Raw genomic sequence first — 15,960 nt, 5'->3', positions numbered from 1 at the left:
AATTATTTCTGCTTAGGTTCGTAGGGCAGGCGGGAGAGGCTAAGCGATGCCTGGCGATAGGTCATCAGGCGCTGACGGAACCAGTCGCGCAGCGCTTCCGGCTGCTCGCGCTCCACCATCTCGGCGATCACCGGCATGTTGTAGCGCTCTTTAAACGCCACGCCAGCGGCGGCGAGATCGACGTTTACTTTGTCTTTCTCTTCCTGCGACAGCAGGGCAAGGTTTTGGCTCATGCTTTTCTCCTGATAAACAGGGGCAAAAATAATGGTTTCGCCCTGCTGGATCAAGGGAATTGGATCGCACCGCAAGTCTCGACAGCCTAAAAGCAGCGGCGTATCCTGCTGCCACATTTGCGGCGCAGTGCCGCAGTTAAAAGGGAAGACGTGATGATGAAAACTGCATCCAGGCGCGTTATCGCGCTACTGCTGGCGGGCGCGACGCTGGGCTTCAGCCCGCTGGCTCTGGCACATGCCCACCTGAAAGCCCCGGTGCCGGCGGATAACGCCGTGGTGGAGCACGCGCCGCAGCAACTCACCCTGACATTTACCGAAGATATTGAACCGGCATTCAGCGGCGTGGAAATGACCAACGCGCAGCAGCAGCCGGTGGCGCTGGATAAAGCCCAGCTGAATCCGCAGCAGCACGATCAGCTGATTGTGCCGATCGCCCAGCCGCTGGCGTCGGGCCAGTATCAGGTCAACTGGCACGTGCTGTCAGTGGACGGCCACAAAACCAAAGGTAGCTACAGCTTCAGCGTGAAGTAATGAGTCTTAGCGCGTTCTGGATCGGCCTGCGGGCGCTGCATTTTCTGGCGCTGTTGCTGCTGACCGGCAGTGCATTTTATACCGCGCTGCTGGCACCGGCGCGCTACCGACCGGTGCTGGCACAGCGCTGGCGGCGGCTGATGGGATACAGCGCTGTGCTGAGTTTACTCAGTGCGCTGTTGATGCTGGCGGCGCAGACCGGGCTGATGAGCGGCGACTGGCGCAGTATCGCCAGCATCGACGTCTGGCTGGCGGTGCTGGGCACGCGCTTCGGCGCGGTGTGGCGCTGGGTTATCCTGTTTGCCCTGCTCAGCACGCTGGCGCTGCGCCTGCGGGGTAATCTGCGCCAGCAGGCGTTACTGGCTACTGCGCTGTTGCAGCTGGTGGCGCTGGCGGGCGTCGGCCATGCGGCGATGCGCGATGGCATGCCAGGACTGCTGCAGCAGGGGAATCATGCGCTGCACCTGATCGCGGCCGCTTTCTGGGCCGGTGGTCTGCTGCCGCTGCTGCTATTGATGCGCGAGGCGCGTAACATTGCCTGGCGCACCGATGCCATTCGCAGCATGATGCGCTTTTCACGCTATGGTCATCTGGCCGTGGCGCTGGCGATTGTTACCGGCACAGTCAACAGCCTGCTGATTGCCGGCACGCCGTTCAACTGGACCGCCACGCTGTGGAGCGAGTTGCTGGTGAGCAAAGCGCTGCTGGTGGCACTGATGGTGCTGATTGCGCTGCTTAATCGCTATCTGCTGGTGCCGCGTTTTCGCCTGGCCGCCAGCCGGGCACCGAAACTTTTTATCCGTCTGACGCAGCTCGAGCTGCTGCTGGCGTTGATTGTTATCGGGCTGGTGAGCGTGTTTGCCACGCTTTCGCCGGCCTGAATCTGTTAAAAGATGAGATGAGGTCGAGATTTTGCTGAAGAAACTGATTCCAGCTGGGTTATTGATGGCGTTGTGCAGCCAGGCGTTCGCCGGGCAAATTATCACCGTCAGCCGTTTTGAAATGGGCAAAGATAAATGGCCGTTCACCCGCGAAGAGGTGATGCTGACCTGCGAGAAAGATGGCGCGCTGTTTGCCATCAACCCCAGTACGCTGCTGCAGTATCCGCTCAATGATAAAGCGCTGGCGCGCGGCAATGCCGGGCAGGGCACATTGCAGTCCATCGATACCATCCTTGCGGCCGATAAAGCGCATCCGGGACAAAAAATGAGCCTGCAGCCGATCGTCGATCGCGCCCAGCAGCTGTGCGGTAAATAATCCCTGCATTTTCAGGCGTAGCGCACATTTTTGCCGCTGCGCCTGCCAGCCGTTAGTGCCAGCCCGATCACAGAGTTGGCAGCTTTTGCCGGCGGCGAAGCCCGCTGGCTGGAAAATCACCGATGCTGGTCTACCTTTAAAAGGCAAGGCGTCCTCGCCTGCAAAAATGCCAACTTTTAGCGCACGGCTCTCAACGAGCCATTTCCCTGGACCCGATACAGGAATCGTATTGGGTCTTTTTTTGTCTCTTTTTCGGCTTACTCTTTACCTGGCGAAATGGCAGTCGTGGCCGCAGCAAAATAATTATTTTAAATGCCTGAGGCTTTCAGAGATTAAAATAGTGACTAATTCTATCCACTTAAAACTTTAAACGCGGAGCGTTGACCGTTTCGTTACGCCTTTAATTGGCCATTAAATTTTATTACCCCTTGTGTTTATCCGCCAGACGTGCGTTAATGCATCTCCGGTCTGATAAGCAGACAGTCCCTAGTTAGTTCGTTTTGTATCTCTCATCTGTGTTAGTGCCTTTCCTGTGCCTTTCTCTTTGAGTTTTATCTCAGGTTCTGATGTGTCGCTGCGGTTCAGCCTCTAATGCCATATGGCTCATTATCAAGGTATAAACATGTCAAATAAAATGCTCGGTACAGTAAAATGGTTCAACGCTGAGAAAGGTTTCGGCTTCATTTCTCCGGAAGACGGCAGCAAAGACGTTTTCGTCCATTTCTCTGCCATTCAGGGAACTGACTTCCGTTCACTCGATGACGGTCAGAAAGTTGAATTCTCTGTGGAAAACGGCCCTAAAGGTCCGTCAGCTGTTAACGTTACAGGTCTCTGATTATTACAGTAATTAATGCTATGAGATGCCCACAATGTCAGGGCTCTCAATATCGCCAGTCCATTTTTGACAGGAACAGGCAAAATCCACTCGGCGCAAAATGTATTTTTTGTAAGTCGATTATGATTGCCATCGCCTCGTCGTTGTATGTGATGAAAGAAGCGAATTAATTCAGTTGTGTTATTCATGTGGCGAAATAAATTAATAACCACACCTGATGACTAACGCAGCGAGTACCCTATTATTGGTCACCTTCGGGTGGCCTTTTTTTTGTCGCGTTAGCCGAGGGCAGGCGATAAGCAAAGCGTTAACCCATAACTAATTTACTTCTTACGCTTAATTCACAGATGCGTGATAAACCCGCCAGGCTGAAGGATAACGCAACTAAAATAGTTATTACCCAATGTGGGGTATGGAGGTGCTTATGTCAGAACGACCCGATGATGTCACTCCGCTGCCTGACGATGCGCAGGTGCCTGGTGAAGAGCCGCTTGATGACGATGATGATACCGGCGAAGACGATGGGCAGAAACCGATCTAGGTGATAAACCTCCTGCGGGAGGTTTTTTTCCTCTGATCCCGGTTTCTTTATTGAGTGATACTGCTGCGTTCTTGTGCGGTCAGGCCTGCGGCTGGCCTACCGGTCCTTTACTCATAGGACCCCCGGGCACCGGTTGTTCTGCAGGGACATTAGGGCGTCCGTCCGGACCAATTGGCCGTTCAGGTTGCTGACAGCCAGCCAGCGCGGTCAGGGTGGAGAGGATTAACAGACTGGCAAACAGGCTCTTCATGCGATGATTTCCTGACAATGGAAAGATAATGTCCGCCGCACACGCCACGGCGGACCGGACGATAAAGAATTAAGGTTCTTCGATACGTGCAACATCCACACGGGTATTTTCGCCCCGGCCATACACTTTGCCGCTTACCCGTACCTGATCCTCGGCGTTATAGGTTTTGCCTTTGAAGGTATCGGCTGCAGCCTTAATGGTCACGGTGCCGGTGCTGTCGCGAAACTGATAATTATCACCGCTTAACTTTTTAACGATATAACCTTCCAGCGTGACATAGCCGCCCTGACGAAAATCCCGAATCTGTTCGATATGTGTCTGGCCGGTATCTTCAGAACCTTTATAACCGGCGTCCTGTTGTTTCTGCGGCGGCGGGGTTTTACCGCCCTCGAAGCCGCCCTGTTCAGCGATAGCGCCCAGACTAAACACCATCAGCAGTGACGCCAGTACCGTTTTTTTCATCATAATCATTCCCTCTTGATTGCAACATTCCACTATGACTTAAGCCTGGCACAGGATCGCGCATCGCGGGAGCCGTTACGCTGAATCGTTATTTAACACGCTGGCCGGAATGTCGATGCGATCGCCCAGCGACCAGCGTTTCTGCCCCAGCACACGCTGCGGCGTGGTGTCCGGTACGTTGAAATAGTAACCGGCTGCGCCGTTATCGTCGGGCTGCGTTTTGAAAAGCATGTCCGGACGGATGCCCATCTCATTGAGGTCGTCGTCGCTTAACGCAGGGTTGGTGGCTAATGCAGACTGGCTCATGGCTTTCCTCCTGTCTTATGGGTACGTATTCAGTTAAGCATCGATTGGTATTTATGCCATCGGCTGCGCTTATTGCAGGCGGGTGATGATTTGACGAACGCCAAATGCTGTTCTTGACTGAGTCGTACAGGCATTAAATTGAGGTCGCTATCATGACTGAGCTATTCCATATTATTTCCGTCGGTACCCTTGTTGCCGGACTTTATTTGCTCAATTAGCGCATTCATTAAACGCAATAACATTGCGTGAGATAATACGCAAGTGACGTTGTCACATGTGATGCATTGTTATGCTGAATGCAACACAGCGGATATTTGCAGCAGCCAGCCACAGCGAAAAATGGTATAACAGGGCGCATTGATTGATGGCCGCTTAACAGGATTTCGCATGGCAGCAAATACACACTACCTTCTCTGGGTGATGATTGGCACGCTCACCATTCTGAGCATTTTTATCGGCGCGATTGTCGGTCAGGCCAAAACGCCGCGCACCGGTTTGCTGACCTTTGCCGGTTTGTTTGTCGGTTTTATGCTGGCGATCTTTTTAATCACGCGTTAGGCATAGATTGACCATAGCAGTAGTGTGATTGTGATATGCACCGTTGACTCAGCCAGACAGCGTGCCAGATCAATAGTTGAGAATGATAGTTAATATCATTTAACTTGTTCGGAATAATCTTAAGCGTTACAGTAGGTGCCGTCCCTTACAGAGCTAACACCTTGATTGAGTGCCGGAGATAAGCGCCGGGGGGAATTTTCACAGGGCTGCAGGATGCAGCCACTGCTGAAAACCTTACAGCGGCCTGCGCGCCGCCAGCAAAAACAGCATCGGACGCTCGCGCTCCTCGTCCAGCGCCGGATTCTCCGCTACCTGCTGTACATCCGGACCCACTCATCCAGCCGTTCAATCACCAGACCGGCGGCAATCAGCGCATTGATCCACGTTGCCAGCTTGCGGTGCTGCTTCTTCACGCCAGCGGCAAACCAGTTGCTGACCCGTTCCCCTTCCTGCTGATACTGATTAACTGGCCAGCTGCGCTGCCCGGCATCATCAATGAACCACTCCTGCTGACGCGGAGCGGTATAGATCGGGTGGTCGCATGAAAACACCAGCGCGCCGCCGGGACGTAACGCATGAATGATCGTGGCAAACAGGGCGTCGATATGGCTGAGATAGTGCAGCGCCAGCGAACTGTACACCACGTCAAAAGTGCTGCTGAGCTGCAGGGTTTCGAGATCAGCGCGCTGGTAAGTGATGCCGGGCCGATCGGTCATGGCCGCGGCCTGCGCCAGCATTTTTTCTGACACATCCAGCCCCACAACTTCACGCGCGCCTTGCTGCTGTGCGTAACGACAAAACCAGCCTTAGCCGCAGCCCAAATCCAGCACGCGCTGGTCACGCAGTTCAGGCAGCATGGCCCGCAGCGCGGGCCACTCGGGCGCGCCGTCCAGTCCGTTGACCGAACGCGGCAGGGTGGCGTAGCCAGCAAAAAAGTCGGGGTTATCGTAGATATTCTGACTCATGGAGACTCCTTTCAATAAGACGCAAAGGAGTGTAAGCGTATAGCGCGGCATGAAACACCGCTCAGCCGACAAAAAGCAGATGCACCAGGCGCGCGAGCGACTCCAGTAGTAGCAGGCTGCCAATAAAAATCATCACGAGGATGCCAACAAACTGTTTCCGACTGCTCACGCTGATGCCTCCGCGGCTACCCCTCACCGGACTATACTTTATGCCGGGTTTACTAAACTTCCAGTCAACCGGGGCAGATAACATGTTTTATCAGACGCTGCGTGCAAATAACTGGCGCAATATTTGGGTGGTCGGTGATTTGCACGGCTGCCGCGCGCAGCTTGATGCGCAGCTGCTGCGGCAGGGCTTTGATCGACAACAGGATCTGCTGCTATCGGTTGGGGATTTAATCGACCGCGGGCCGGACAGCCTCGGCTGTCTGCAACTGCTGGAAGAACCGTGGTTCCGCTGCGTGCGCGGTAATCACGAGCAGATGGCGCTCGATGCGCTGCAGGGCGACGATCCGATGCTGTGGATGATGAATGGCGGGGACTGGTTCTGGCAGCTGAGCGGTGCGCGGCTGATTGCCGCGCGTCATGCGCTGAAGCGCTGTGCCGATCTGCCGCTGATTTTACATCTGCAATTTGAGGAGCGCGTCATCGTCATTGCTCATGCCGACTATCCTGCCAGTGCCTACGCACTGGGACAGGATGTCGACTGGCATCAGGTCGTCTGGAGCCGCGACCGGCTCGCTCGCCATCAGCGCGGTCGTTCGCAGCCGATCGCCGGTGCCAGTGCGTTCTACTTTGGCCATACGCCGCTGGAGCAGCCGCTTAACGCCGCTAATCAGCATTACATAGATACCGGCGCGGTCTTTGGCAACCGGCTGACGCTGGTGCAATTGCAGTAATGGTTGTTAACGGAACAGCCGGCCGTCGCGCACCAGTTCACGCGGATAGCTGTTTTTGATGCGGTTTCCAACGCGTTTCGCCAGGCCCAGCGGCTGCTGCTGGTGGGTAACAATCACTTCATCGCGCGCGGGCGGCGTGTCGGGATGAATATCCTGACCGCGATACCAGCTTTCCGCCTGCGCTTCGTCCAGTTCGAACGCCAGCGTGCTGTCCGGTTGCGCCAGCGCCACCACCGCTTCATGCTGCCAGCGAAAGCCTTTCGGGAAGGTTTCCGCCAGTTTGAGACCAATACGCGAAAAACGCACTTTGCTGAGCCAGCTCTCCAGTGCCGCCGGGAACAGCCACAGCTCTTTGTCGCGCTGCCACAACGTCAGGCTCTCATCCCAGTGAAGTCCCACCTTGTGCGCGGCCTGCGCCACCTCCGCCACCAGCTTGCGGCTGGCGGGCGAGAAGGGCAGCTTGCCGAGTTTGTAGGTCGGCGCCGGCAATGGCGGCACGCGGGCAGTTTTGCGCAGCCGCGCGACGAAAAAGCCTTCGCTGTCGAAGATATGCGGAAACACGTGCAGGAATCCTTCCGGCGTCAGCGCGCGTTCGGCGCCAGCAAACAGATCGTTGAGCGGCACAATTTCCAGCGCCTGCGGATAGCGCTGCTGCAGCCAGGCAATCACCTGCTGGTTTTCGATAGTATTAAGCGTACAGGTCGAGTAAATCAGCGTGCCGCCCGGTTGCAGCGCGTGAAAAGCGCTGTCAATTAAATCGCGCTGGGTGGCGGCGATGGCCTCGGTGCTGGCCAGCGTCCAGTTGCGCAGCGCGTCAGCATCTTTGCGCACCACACCCTCGCCGGAGCAGGGCGCATCCAGCAGTATGGCGTCGAACTGTTCCGGCAGCGCGGCACCAAAGACGCGCCCGTCAAAATGGGTCAGCGCCACATTGCTGACGCCGCAGCGGCTGATATTGGCATGCAGCACTTTCACCCGGCTGGCGGAGTATTCGTTGGCGAGGATCGCGCCCTGATTGCGCATCAGCGCGGCCATCTGCGTGGTTTTAGAGCCCGGCGCAGCGGCCACGTCCATCACCTGGCGGGCATCCGGCGCGGCGTCAAACAGCGCGCTGACCGGCAGCATTGAGCTGGCTTCCTGAATATAGAACAGACCGCTGAGGTGTTCCGCGACGCTGCCGAGCGGCAGCGATTCGTCATCACGCGCAATCCAGAAGCCTTCCCGACACCACGGAATCGGCGTCAGCTGCCAGCCATAGCCCGCCACACGCGTGAGAAAATCCGCCACGCTGATTTTCAGGGTATTGACGCGCAGACTGCGGCGCAGCGGCTGCTGACTGATGGCGAGAAAGCGTTCGAGTTCGGCCTCGTCGGCCAGGCTGGCGCGCATCAGCGCGAGAAAATCTTCAGGAAAACGATCGGACACGGATATCTACCGGACTAACAAAGTGAGGGCGAAGTGTAACGCCGAGCCCGGCTCAGGTACAGCCGTGCGCAATATCCCTGACGCAAATAAGTCGGGCAGCCCGCAGGCTGCCCGTTGTCTCAGTTTGGCGACGGAATCGCCGTGCCCCAGTTGCGCCACTCTTTTGGCGCTTCATCCTGCAGCAGGAAGTGCTTGTCGGCACCGGCCTGCGGTGCCAGCGGCACCGTCGGTGGTGTGGCAAACTGGATGCCGCCGCGAATGAACTGCTGGAAGGTGCCGGTTTTCACCACGCCGCCAATCAGACCAAAGTCGAGGTTATAACCGGAGGCCAGCCAGAACACCGAATTGTTACGCACCAGATGCTGATACTTCTTGCTGATGCGCAGCGCGATTTGTACGCGGTCGGCCATGTTGCCCAGCGAAGTGCCGGTGACCGTGCCGACTTCTACACCGCGGAACAGCACCGGCGTGCCAATCGACAGCGATCCTGCTTCGGTGGTATCCACATAGATATTCAGGCCGTTAAGGTAACGCGAGTCGGTAATGGTGCTTTCCTGCAGTTCAAAGCTGCGCGCCAGCGCGCCTTTGCCCGGGTCCACGTTCACATACGGCTGCAGCAGCGTTTCCAGGTGATTGACGCCGGCGGGCGAAATCTCCGGTGAGACGACTGAGAAGCGACTGCCGATGCGCGCGAAGTCCTGCACATACTCCGGATAGAGCACCGCTTTTGCCACCACCTGGTTGTTATCCTGGCTCAGTGCCAGCGACTCCACCTGACCGACGTTGATGCCGAGATAGCGGATTGGCATGCCGGCCGACAGTTTGCTGGCATCAAAGGTGTGCAGGGTAATCTGGCTGCCGACCGCACGCGCGGCGGTCTCTGACGGATAGAGCACGCGCTTAACGCCTTTCGCCGCCTGCGCGCCCGTCAGGTTATCAAAGCTGATTGCGCCTTTCAGCGCGCGGTTCAGCGGTGAAGCCTGCACGGTCAGACCGCTGCCGTTGAGCTGGACTTTGGCGCCGCCTTCGGCCCAGAACACGCTCTCGCTGGTCAGCAGCTTGCGATACTGCGGCTGGATATGGACCGAAATCTCAAACGCATCGGCGCGCGGCACCACATCCACCACTTCACCGACCTGGAACTTGCGGTACAGCACCACCGATCCGGCCTGCACATCCGGCAGACTGTTGGCGGTCAGTTTGAGCGTGGTCGGCGGCTGATCGCCGGTAATGCCTTCCGCCGCGCGCTCTGAGTCGGCGTATAGCGGATAGCGGCTGGACGGCTGACCTTTCGCACCCGGCACCAGCCGGATACCGCCGTCGACCCATTCGCGCGCGCTGGCGCCCAGCACCTGCATGCCGTCGAGGCCAAATTTAACGTCGAGACGGCTGTTAACGATGAACTTGCTGTCGGCGTGCACCAGCTGGCGATGCTCCGGATTGATGGCCGCCACAAAGCTGATGCCGTTTTCATCCAGCCGGCGCGAAATGACCTGACCGATCTTCACGCCATACAGCATCACCGGCTGTCCGGCATCGATACCGTAGGTTTCCGGCGCGCTGAGCTGAACGGTGAGCACATCCGGCTTCTGCAACAGCGTTTCGCTGGCCGGCAGCACGCTGAAGTGATCCTGCGGCTCACCTTCGCCCGGGACCAGTTCCAGCGTATTGCCGGTCAGCAGGCTGCTCAGGCTGGTGTCGGTCAGGCTGAGTTTCGGCGCGCGCATCTCAATCCGCGTGCCGCTGCGCATCAGGCCGGTGACGGAGGGATCGATCGTCAGCTCGCCGGACACTTTGCCGCCCGGCAGCAGCGTCAGTTTGGTCAGGGTGCCCACTTCCAGCCCCTGATACATCAGCGGCGTGCTGTCGGCTTTCAGGTTGTCGCCGTTGGGCAGATCGAGCGAAATCAGCACGCCGCGCTGGCTGTGTGCCAGATCCGAATAGAGCTGATAGTTTTGATCGCTGTTGGCCTGTTCGCCGCTTTCCGGCGAGTCAAAGGCAATCGCGCCATTCACCAGCGCGGCCAGACTCTCCAGCTTCACTTTGGCGCCGCTCAGGCTGACATCGGCGTCAACGCCCGACACATTCCAGAAGCGGCTCTGTTTTTTCACCAGGTTGGTAAAGCGTCGCTCAATCAGCACATCAATGGTCACGCCATCGGTATTACCGTTGATGCTGTAGTCATAGACGCGGCCAACCGGAATTTTACGGTAATAGACCAGCGAACCGGTGTTGAGCGAGCCGAGATCGGGCGCGTGCAGGTGAATCAGCAGTTCGCCGGTGTTTACCCGGTATTTCGGCTGGGTATCCAGCGCGGTAAAGTGATCGCGCTCTTTGCCGTCGCCGGGCATCATGCCGATGTAGTTACCGCCCACCAGCGCATCCAGCCCGGACACGCCCGCCAGCGAGGCTTTTGGCGTCACCAGCCAGAACTGGGTGTTCTCCCGCAGCGCATCGCGCATGTCGCTCTTGATGCTGGCTTTGATCTGAATGCTGCGGTAGTCATCGCTAAGCACAATGCCCTGCACGGTGCCCACTTCCACGCCCTGATAGCGAATCGGCGTGCGGCCCGGCACGATGCCGTCCGCGGTCTGGAAGTTGATGGTGATGGTAGTGCCGCGCTCCTGATAATTGGTCCATAACAGCCAGCCGGCAATCAGCAGGGCAATAATGGGCAAAAGCCAGAACGGCGAAATCTTGCGTTTATTACGCAGATTAGCGCTAGTCGGTGTAGTCGGCGTTTCCTGTTGCATGTGCATCCCAGATCAGGCGGCTATCGAGCCACTCAACGGCCATAATGGTCAGGATGACTGCCGCGCCAAAGTAGAAGGCGGCAGGTCCCATGGTAAAAGCCAGCAGCTGGTCACGATTGACCAGCGACATGGTTAAAGCAATGACGAACAGATCCAGCATCGACCAGCGGCCCACCCAGGTGACGGCGCGCAGCAGACGGATGCGGGTTTTCAAACCCTGTTCACATTTAAAATGGATGCTGAGCAACAGCGTCAGCATCACTAACACCTTGGTAAACGGCACCAGAATACTGGCGATAAACACCACTGCCGCCACCGGCACGTTACCAGAGGCGAGGCCGAGAATACCGGAGAAAATGGTGTCTTCGCGTCGCGCACCGTTGACGTATACCACCGAAATCGGCAGCAGGTTAGCCGGGATCAGCAGCACAATCGAGGCGATCAGCGCCGCCCAGGATTTTTGCAGGCTGTGGCGGCGGCGAAAATCGAGCGGCGTATGGCAGCGCGTGCAGCGTCCGCGTTCATCGGGCATACCGGTATGGTGGCAGTTCAGGCAAACCTGCCACCGCTCGGGCGGTTCGTGCGGCACCGACTGCGGATAATAATGTTCCCACAGCTCCTCCACGTTGAGATGAATCAGCGTCAGCAGGCTCATAATGGTCAGCGCGATATAGGCGACCAGCCCGTAGCCGACCTCCAGCGCGGCATAATCCTGCACCTTAATCGATGCCACCGCCACGCCGACCAGATAGATATCCAGCATGACCCACTCTTTGAGTTTCTCCAGCATCAGCAGGACCGGGCGCAGGTTCATGCCGAGCGCGTGGCCAATCCACAAATAGCAGATGCCGGCCACCAGCGTCACCGGCGCGCCAATCGTGCAAAACGCCACCATGGCGGCTGTCAGCACGTTGCCCTGTTGCGCCATCTGCAGCACGCCCTCCAGCAGGCTGGCGTTGATGCGCATGCCAAGCAGGCGGATATCCACCAGCGGCAGGCTGAAGGCGAACGGCATCAGTACGATCATCGTGACGGCCATAGCGGTGAGCCGCGTCATTGACCAGTCGCGACCGTTCTGAATACGGGCATGACAGCGCGGGCAATAAGCCGACTGATGCGATTTCACATCCGGTAAGGAAAAAAGGGTATCGCATTGCGGGCAACGCTGATAACGTGCGTGGGGCAACGTCTGGCTGATGGCGTGAATTTTCATAAATGACGCAAGGGGCCCATTGTTCGTTACAGTTACCGGCATGCGGAGCAGAGCACGTCTGTCTGCATCAATCTATGGTACGAGAATAGTCTCAAGCATAGCGTGCTAAGGGTATAGTAACTAACACAATGATTCACCTTGTGGGGTTGGATTATTAGTGCTTATTTTAACAACTGAGTGACAACAAGGTCACGCCAGTGATGAGTTATGGTTAAACAATGAACAAAAAAGCCTTTTACGAGGATTTAAATCGCGATGTCCGCGCACTGTTAGCGGGCGAAACCTCTTTCCTGGCGGCGCTGGGCAACTGCAGTGCGCTACTGTTTGAACGCCTGGAAGGGGTTAACTGGGCAGGCTTCTATCTGCTGACCGAGCCGGAGACGCTGGTGCTGGGTCCGTTCCAGGGCAAAATCGCCTGCGTCCGCATTCCGGTGGGTAAAGGAGTGTGTGGCACCGCGGTTGCGGAAGATAGCGTGCAGCGGGTTGAAGACGTACACGCTTTCCCGGGGCACATTGCCTGCGACGCCGCCAGTAACGCGGAAATCGTGATTCCTCTGAAAGTGAATGGCACGATGGTCGGTGTTCTCGACATCGACAGTACGGTTTATTCTCGCTTCGATAGCGAGGATGAAGCGGGGCTGGTAGCCCTTACCGACGGGCTTTGTGCAGTGCTGGCGAAGAGCGACATTGAAAAATTTCTTCAGCTGACGCGCAGCTAATCGACTGGATCACATAGCATTTGGCGATGTTGTCATTATAATGTCGCCTGTTCATGCCTGCTCTGGTCGGCAAACCCGTTGTAATCAGGAAATTTCATGGAAAATCAACCTAAGTTGAACAGCAGTAAAGAAGTCATCGCCTTTCTGGCGCAGCGTTTTCCGCACTGCTTTAGCGCCGAAGGTGAAGCGCGTCCGCTCAAAATCGGTATCTTTCAGGATCTGGTGGAGCGCGTTCAGGGCGAAAACAGCCTGAGCAAGACGCAACTGCGTTCGGCCTTACGCCTTTATACCTCAAGCTGGCGTTATCTTTACGGCATTAAAGCCGGTGCCACCCGTGTCGATCTCGACGGCAACGCCTGTGGCGTGCTGGATGAGCAGCACGTAGAACATGCGCGCAAGCAGCTGGAAGAAGCCAAAGCGCGCGTGCAGGCGCAGCGCGAGCAGCAAAAAGCGAAAAAACGTGAAGCCGGTGAAGAAACCGCTGAGCGTCGTCCGCGCAAGCCTGCTGCCCGTAAAGCGGCGGAGGGTGACGCACCGCGTAAGCCACGTCCACAGGCACCGCGTGCTGCGGCCGGTGAGCGCCAGGCTGCTCCGCGTCCACCGCGGGCAAAACCCGTTACTGACACCTCAACGTTGCAAGCGGGTCAAAATATCAAAGTCAAAGCAGGCAAAAGTGCAATGGACGCTACCATCCTGGAAATTACCAAAGATGGCGTCCGGGTCCAGCTCGCTTCCGGCCTGGCAATGATTGTGCGCGCAGAACACTTGCAGTTCTGAAACGGAGGCCCGACCCTGGCATGAACAGCATTTTTAAGATCGGTATGATCGCGGGCCTGCTGCTGGCAGGCCCCACCTTTGGCGCGGACAACATTACCCGCGCCGACCAGATTCCCCAGTTACACGAAGAAGCACAGCATCCTACCGTCAGTGAACGCGTCACTTCGCGTTTCACCCGCTCTCACTATCGTCAGTTCGATCTGAATCAGGATTTTTCGGCGAAAATTTTTGACCGCTACCTGAATCTGCTTGATTACAGCCATAACGTGCTGCTGGCGTCGGACGTGGCACAATTCGCCGACAAGAAAACCACGCTCGGTGATGAGCTGCGCAGCGGCAAGCTGGATGTGTTTTACGATCTTTATAATCTGGCGCAGAAGCGCCGCTTCGAGCGCTATCAGTATGCGCTCAGCGTGCTGAACCGCCCGATGAACTTCACCGGCAATGACACCATCGATATCGATCGTGCCAAAGCACCGTGGCCGAAAAGCACGGATGAGCTAAACGCGCTGTGGGATGCCAAGGTGAAGTATGACGAGCTGAGCCTGAAGCTGGCCGGCAAAGATGACAAAGAGATTCGCGAGACGCTGACCAAGCGCTACAACTTTGCCATCCGTCGTCTGGCACAAAGCAACAGCGAAGATGTGTTCCAGCTGGCGATGACCGCCTTCGCGCATGAAATCGACCCGCATACTAACTATCTGTCACCGCGCAACACCGAGCAGTTCAATACCGAAATGAGCCTGTCGCTGGAAGGTATCGGTGCCGTGCTGCAGATGGATGATGATTACACGGTGATCAACTCGATGGTGGCCGGGGGTCCGGCGGCCAAGAGCAAATCGATCAGCGTGGGCGACCGCATTGTGGGCGTCGGCCAGCCGGGCAAGCCAATGGAAGATGTGATTGGCTGGCGTCTGGATGACGTGGTGTCCAAAATCAAAGGGCCGAAGGGCAGCAAAGTGCGCCTCGAGATCCTGCCAGCCGGCAAGGGCACCAAAACCCGTACCGTGACGCTGACGCGTGAGAAAATCCGTCTGGAAGATCGCGCGGTGAAGGGCACCGTGCACAACGTCGGCAAAGAGAAAGTCGGCGTGCTGGATATCCCGGGCTTCTACGTTGGCCTGACCGATGATGTGAAAGTGCAGCTGCAGAAACTGCAGAAGCAGAACGTCGATAGCATTGTCATCGATCTGCGTACCAACGGCGGCGGTGCGCTGACCGAAGCGGTATCGCTCTCCGGCCTGTTTATTCCGAGTGGTCCGGTGGTGCAGGTGCGTGACAATAATGGTCGCGTGCGTGAGGACAGCGACAACGACGGCATCGTTTACTACAAAGGTCCGCTGGTGGTGCTGGTCGATCGCTTCAGCGCCTCGGCGTCGGAAATCTTTGCCGCGGCGATGCAGGATTACGGCCGCGCGCTGATTGTCGGCGAACCGACTTTCGGTAAGGGCACGGTGCAGCAGTATCGCTCACTCAACCGCATCTACGATCAGATGTTGCGTCCGGAATGGCCAGCGCTGGGCTCAGTCCAGTACACCATTCAGAAGTTCTACCGCATCAACGGTGGCAGTACTCAGCGGAAAGGCGTCACGCCAGACTTGCTGATGCCGACCGGTGTGGAAGCGGCAGAGACCGGCGAGAAGTTTGAGGATAACGCGCTGCCGTGGGACAGCATCAACGCGGCGACCTACACCAAAACCGGCGATATCACGCCGCTGGTGCCGCAGCTGACCAAAGAACACGCCGATCGCATCGCCAAAGATCGCGAGTTCCAGTACATCATGAAAGACATCGCGCGTTTCAACGCGATGAAGGACAAGCGTAACATCGTGTCGCTCAATCTGGCCCAGCGCGAGAAAGAGAACCACGAAGAAGATGCGCTGCGTCTGGAACGTATCAATGCGCGCTACCAGGCGGAAGGCAAAGCGCCGCTGAAGAGCCTGGACGATCTGCCGAAAGACTACAAAGAGCCGGATCCGTATCTGGATGAAACGGTGAAAATCGCTAACGATTTGGCCCAGCTGGAAAAAGATCAGCCAGCGCCGGCGGCAGCGAAGTAACCCTTCGGCCTGAAATCACAGCACCGCTGCGGCGGTGCTTTTTTTTGCCTGCAAATCGCCGCCCGGCAGGCTGCACCTGCTACCATTACCAAATGTAAAGTTATGTCTTTTTAGGCACTTAAAGATTAAGGTCGCTTGAAAAGCGCCACAATGGACATAGGATGTATATCCGCGCA

General features: G+C 57.0%; 17 protein-coding genes and 1 pseudogene. 10 read left to right on the top strand and 8 right to left on the bottom strand.

Going from position 1 to position 15,960, the window contains the following annotated elements; translation table 11 throughout:
• Positions 1–2: 2 nt before the first annotated feature.
• Complete coding sequence (locus F3J36_RS04880; RefSeq protein WP_132462384.1) at positions 3–233, bottom strand: DNA polymerase III subunit theta; 231 nt, start codon at positions 231–233, stop codon at positions 3–5.
• Between the two features lie 153 nt (positions 234–386).
• Here F3J36_RS04880 and yobA point away from each other — a divergent pair, with 153 nt between their 5' ends.
• From yobA to F3J36_RS24125, 5 genes are all read left to right on the top strand, one after another.
• On the top strand, positions 387–764 hold the full coding sequence (gene yobA, locus F3J36_RS04875) for a CopC domain-containing protein YobA (RefSeq protein ID WP_166719044.1): 378 nt from the start codon (positions 387–389) through the stop codon (positions 762–764).
• Positions 764–1,645, top strand: a complete 882-nt coding sequence (gene copD, locus F3J36_RS04870) for a copper homeostasis membrane protein CopD (RefSeq protein ID WP_166719043.1) — start codon at positions 764–766, stop codon at positions 1,643–1,645. Before yobA ends, copD begins: the two co-directional genes overlap by 1 nt.
• 28 nt (positions 1,646–1,673) lie before the next feature.
• Positions 1,674–2,021 (top strand): YebY family protein, encoded by a 348-nt coding sequence (locus F3J36_RS04865; protein WP_059009741.1) that lies wholly within the window; start codon positions 1,674–1,676, stop codon positions 2,019–2,021.
• Between the two features lie 622 nt (positions 2,022–2,643).
• Positions 2,644–2,856 carry a cold shock domain-containing protein gene (locus F3J36_RS04860; RefSeq protein ID WP_021510003.1) on the top strand — a complete coding sequence of 71 codons (213 nt, stop codon included), beginning with the start codon at positions 2,644–2,646 and terminating at the stop codon, positions 2,854–2,856.
• A gap of 20 nt (positions 2,857–2,876) precedes the next feature.
• Positions 2,877–3,026 (top strand): hypothetical protein, encoded by a 150-nt coding sequence (locus tag F3J36_RS24125; RefSeq protein WP_230857119.1) that lies wholly within the window; start codon positions 2,877–2,879, stop codon positions 3,024–3,026.
• Between the two features lie 450 nt (positions 3,027–3,476).
• Here the strand turns inward: F3J36_RS24125 and F3J36_RS04855 are convergent, their stop codons facing one another.
• From F3J36_RS04855 to F3J36_RS04845, 3 genes are all read right to left on the bottom strand, one after another.
• A complete protein-coding gene (locus F3J36_RS04855) occupies positions 3,477–3,647 on the bottom strand; it encodes a hypothetical protein (protein WP_058774586.1) in 171 nt (56 codons plus the stop codon).
• A 69-nt stretch (positions 3,648–3,716) separates the two neighbouring features.
• Positions 3,717–4,109: a YgiW/YdeI family stress tolerance OB fold protein gene (locus F3J36_RS04850; protein WP_058757753.1), complete on the bottom strand. Its 393-nt coding sequence runs from the start codon at positions 4,107–4,109 to the stop codon at positions 3,717–3,719.
• 75 nt (positions 4,110–4,184) lie between these two features.
• Complete coding sequence (locus F3J36_RS04845) at positions 4,185–4,415, bottom strand: hypothetical protein (protein ID WP_166719042.1); 231 nt, start codon at positions 4,413–4,415, stop codon at positions 4,185–4,187.
• A 387-nt stretch (positions 4,416–4,802) separates the two neighbouring features.
• Between F3J36_RS04845 and F3J36_RS04840 the strand changes: the two genes are divergently transcribed.
• A complete protein-coding gene (locus tag F3J36_RS04840) occupies positions 4,803–4,973 on the top strand; it encodes a hypothetical protein (protein WP_165899336.1) in 171 nt (56 codons plus the stop codon).
• Positions 4,974–5,207: 234 nt separating this feature from the next.
• Here the strand turns inward: F3J36_RS04840 and F3J36_RS04835 are convergent.
• Positions 5,208–5,938, bottom strand: a pseudogene (locus F3J36_RS04835) (trans-aconitate 2-methyltransferase).
• A gap of 251 nt (positions 5,939–6,189) precedes the next feature.
• Here F3J36_RS04835 and F3J36_RS04830 point away from each other — a divergent pair.
• Positions 6,190–6,837, top strand: coding sequence for a metallophosphoesterase (locus tag F3J36_RS04830; protein WP_058757749.1), 648 nt, complete (start codon positions 6,190–6,192; stop codon positions 6,835–6,837).
• 6 nt (positions 6,838–6,843) lie between these two features.
• Here F3J36_RS04830 and rsmF read toward each other — a convergent pair whose 3' ends face one another.
• The 3 genes from rsmF to yebS form a co-directional block, all read right to left on the bottom strand.
• On the bottom strand, positions 6,844–8,268 hold the full coding sequence (gene rsmF / locus F3J36_RS04825; protein ID WP_166719132.1) for a 16S rRNA (cytosine(1407)-C(5))-methyltransferase RsmF: 1,425 nt from the start codon (positions 8,266–8,268) through the stop codon (positions 6,844–6,846).
• 113 nt (positions 8,269–8,381) lie between these two features.
• The gene (locus F3J36_RS04820) at positions 8,382–11,015 is read right to left on the bottom strand and encodes a PqiB family protein (protein ID WP_166719041.1); all 2,634 of its coding nucleotides are present in this window, start codon (positions 11,013–11,015) and stop codon (positions 8,382–8,384) included.
• Positions 10,984–12,228, bottom strand: a complete 1,245-nt coding sequence (gene yebS / locus F3J36_RS04815; protein ID WP_058771236.1) for a membrane integrity lipid transport subunit YebS — start codon at positions 12,226–12,228, stop codon at positions 10,984–10,986. Before yebS ends, F3J36_RS04820 begins: the two co-directional genes overlap by 32 nt.
• Positions 12,229–12,446: 218 nt before the next feature.
• Between yebS and F3J36_RS04810 the strand changes: the two genes are divergently transcribed.
• From F3J36_RS04810 to prc, 3 genes are all read left to right on the top strand, one after another.
• Positions 12,447–12,947, top strand: coding sequence for a GAF domain-containing protein (locus F3J36_RS04810; RefSeq protein WP_166719040.1), 501 nt, complete (start codon positions 12,447–12,449; stop codon positions 12,945–12,947).
• A 96-nt stretch (positions 12,948–13,043) separates the two neighbouring features.
• On the top strand, positions 13,044–13,724 hold the full coding sequence (gene proQ, locus F3J36_RS04805) for an RNA chaperone ProQ (protein ID WP_010616374.1): 681 nt from the start codon (positions 13,044–13,046) through the stop codon (positions 13,722–13,724).
• A gap of 20 nt (positions 13,725–13,744) precedes the next feature.
• Positions 13,745–15,784, top strand: a complete 2,040-nt coding sequence (prc, locus tag F3J36_RS04800) for a carboxy terminal-processing peptidase (RefSeq protein WP_021510017.1) — start codon at positions 13,745–13,747, stop codon at positions 15,782–15,784.
• Positions 15,785–15,960: the final 176 nt, after the last annotated feature.

It is taken from the genome of Pantoea sp. Cy-640 (assembly GCF_011752635.1).
In the GTDB taxonomy this organism is placed as follows: domain Bacteria; phylum Pseudomonadota; class Gammaproteobacteria; order Enterobacterales; family Enterobacteriaceae; genus Pantoea; species Pantoea dispersa.
This window is presented reverse-complemented; position numbering and strand designations above follow the sequence as displayed.

Coding starts and splice junctions, on each gene's coding strand:
- F3J36_RS04880 (WP_132462384.1), bottom strand. CDS start 233: ATGAGCCAAAACCTTGCCCTGCTGTCGCAGGAAGAGAAAGACAAAGTA.
- yobA (WP_166719044.1), top strand. CDS start 387: ATGATGAAAACTGCATCCAGGCGCGTTATCGCGCTACTGCTGGCGGGC.
- copD (WP_166719043.1), top strand. CDS start 764: ATGAGTCTTAGCGCGTTCTGGATCGGCCTGCGGGCGCTGCATTTTCTG.
- F3J36_RS04860 (WP_021510003.1), top strand. CDS start 2,644: ATGTCAAATAAAATGCTCGGTACAGTAAAATGGTTCAACGCTGAGAAA.
- F3J36_RS24125 (WP_230857119.1), top strand. CDS start 2,877: ATGAGATGCCCACAATGTCAGGGCTCTCAATATCGCCAGTCCATTTTT.
- F3J36_RS04855 (WP_058774586.1), bottom strand. CDS start 3,647: ATGAAGAGCCTGTTTGCCAGTCTGTTAATCCTCTCCACCCTGACCGCG.
- F3J36_RS04850 (WP_058757753.1), bottom strand. CDS start 4,109: ATGAAAAAAACGGTACTGGCGTCACTGCTGATGGTGTTTAGTCTGGGC.
- F3J36_RS04845 (WP_166719042.1), bottom strand. CDS start 4,415: ATGAGCCAGTCTGCATTAGCCACCAACCCTGCGTTAAGCGACGACGAC.
- F3J36_RS04840 (WP_165899336.1), top strand. CDS start 4,803: ATGGCAGCAAATACACACTACCTTCTCTGGGTGATGATTGGCACGCTC.
- F3J36_RS04830 (WP_058757749.1), top strand. CDS start 6,190: ATGTTTTATCAGACGCTGCGTGCAAATAACTGGCGCAATATTTGGGTG.
- F3J36_RS04820 (WP_166719041.1), bottom strand. CDS start 11,015: ATGCAACAGGAAACGCCGACTACACCGACTAGCGCTAATCTGCGTAAT.
- yebS (WP_058771236.1), bottom strand. CDS start 12,228: ATGAAAATTCACGCCATCAGCCAGACGTTGCCCCACGCACGTTATCAG.
- F3J36_RS04810 (WP_166719040.1), top strand. CDS start 12,447: ATGAACAAAAAAGCCTTTTACGAGGATTTAAATCGCGATGTCCGCGCA.
- proQ (WP_010616374.1), top strand. CDS start 13,044: ATGGAAAATCAACCTAAGTTGAACAGCAGTAAAGAAGTCATCGCCTTT.
- prc (WP_021510017.1), top strand. CDS start 13,745: ATGAACAGCATTTTTAAGATCGGTATGATCGCGGGCCTGCTGCTGGCA.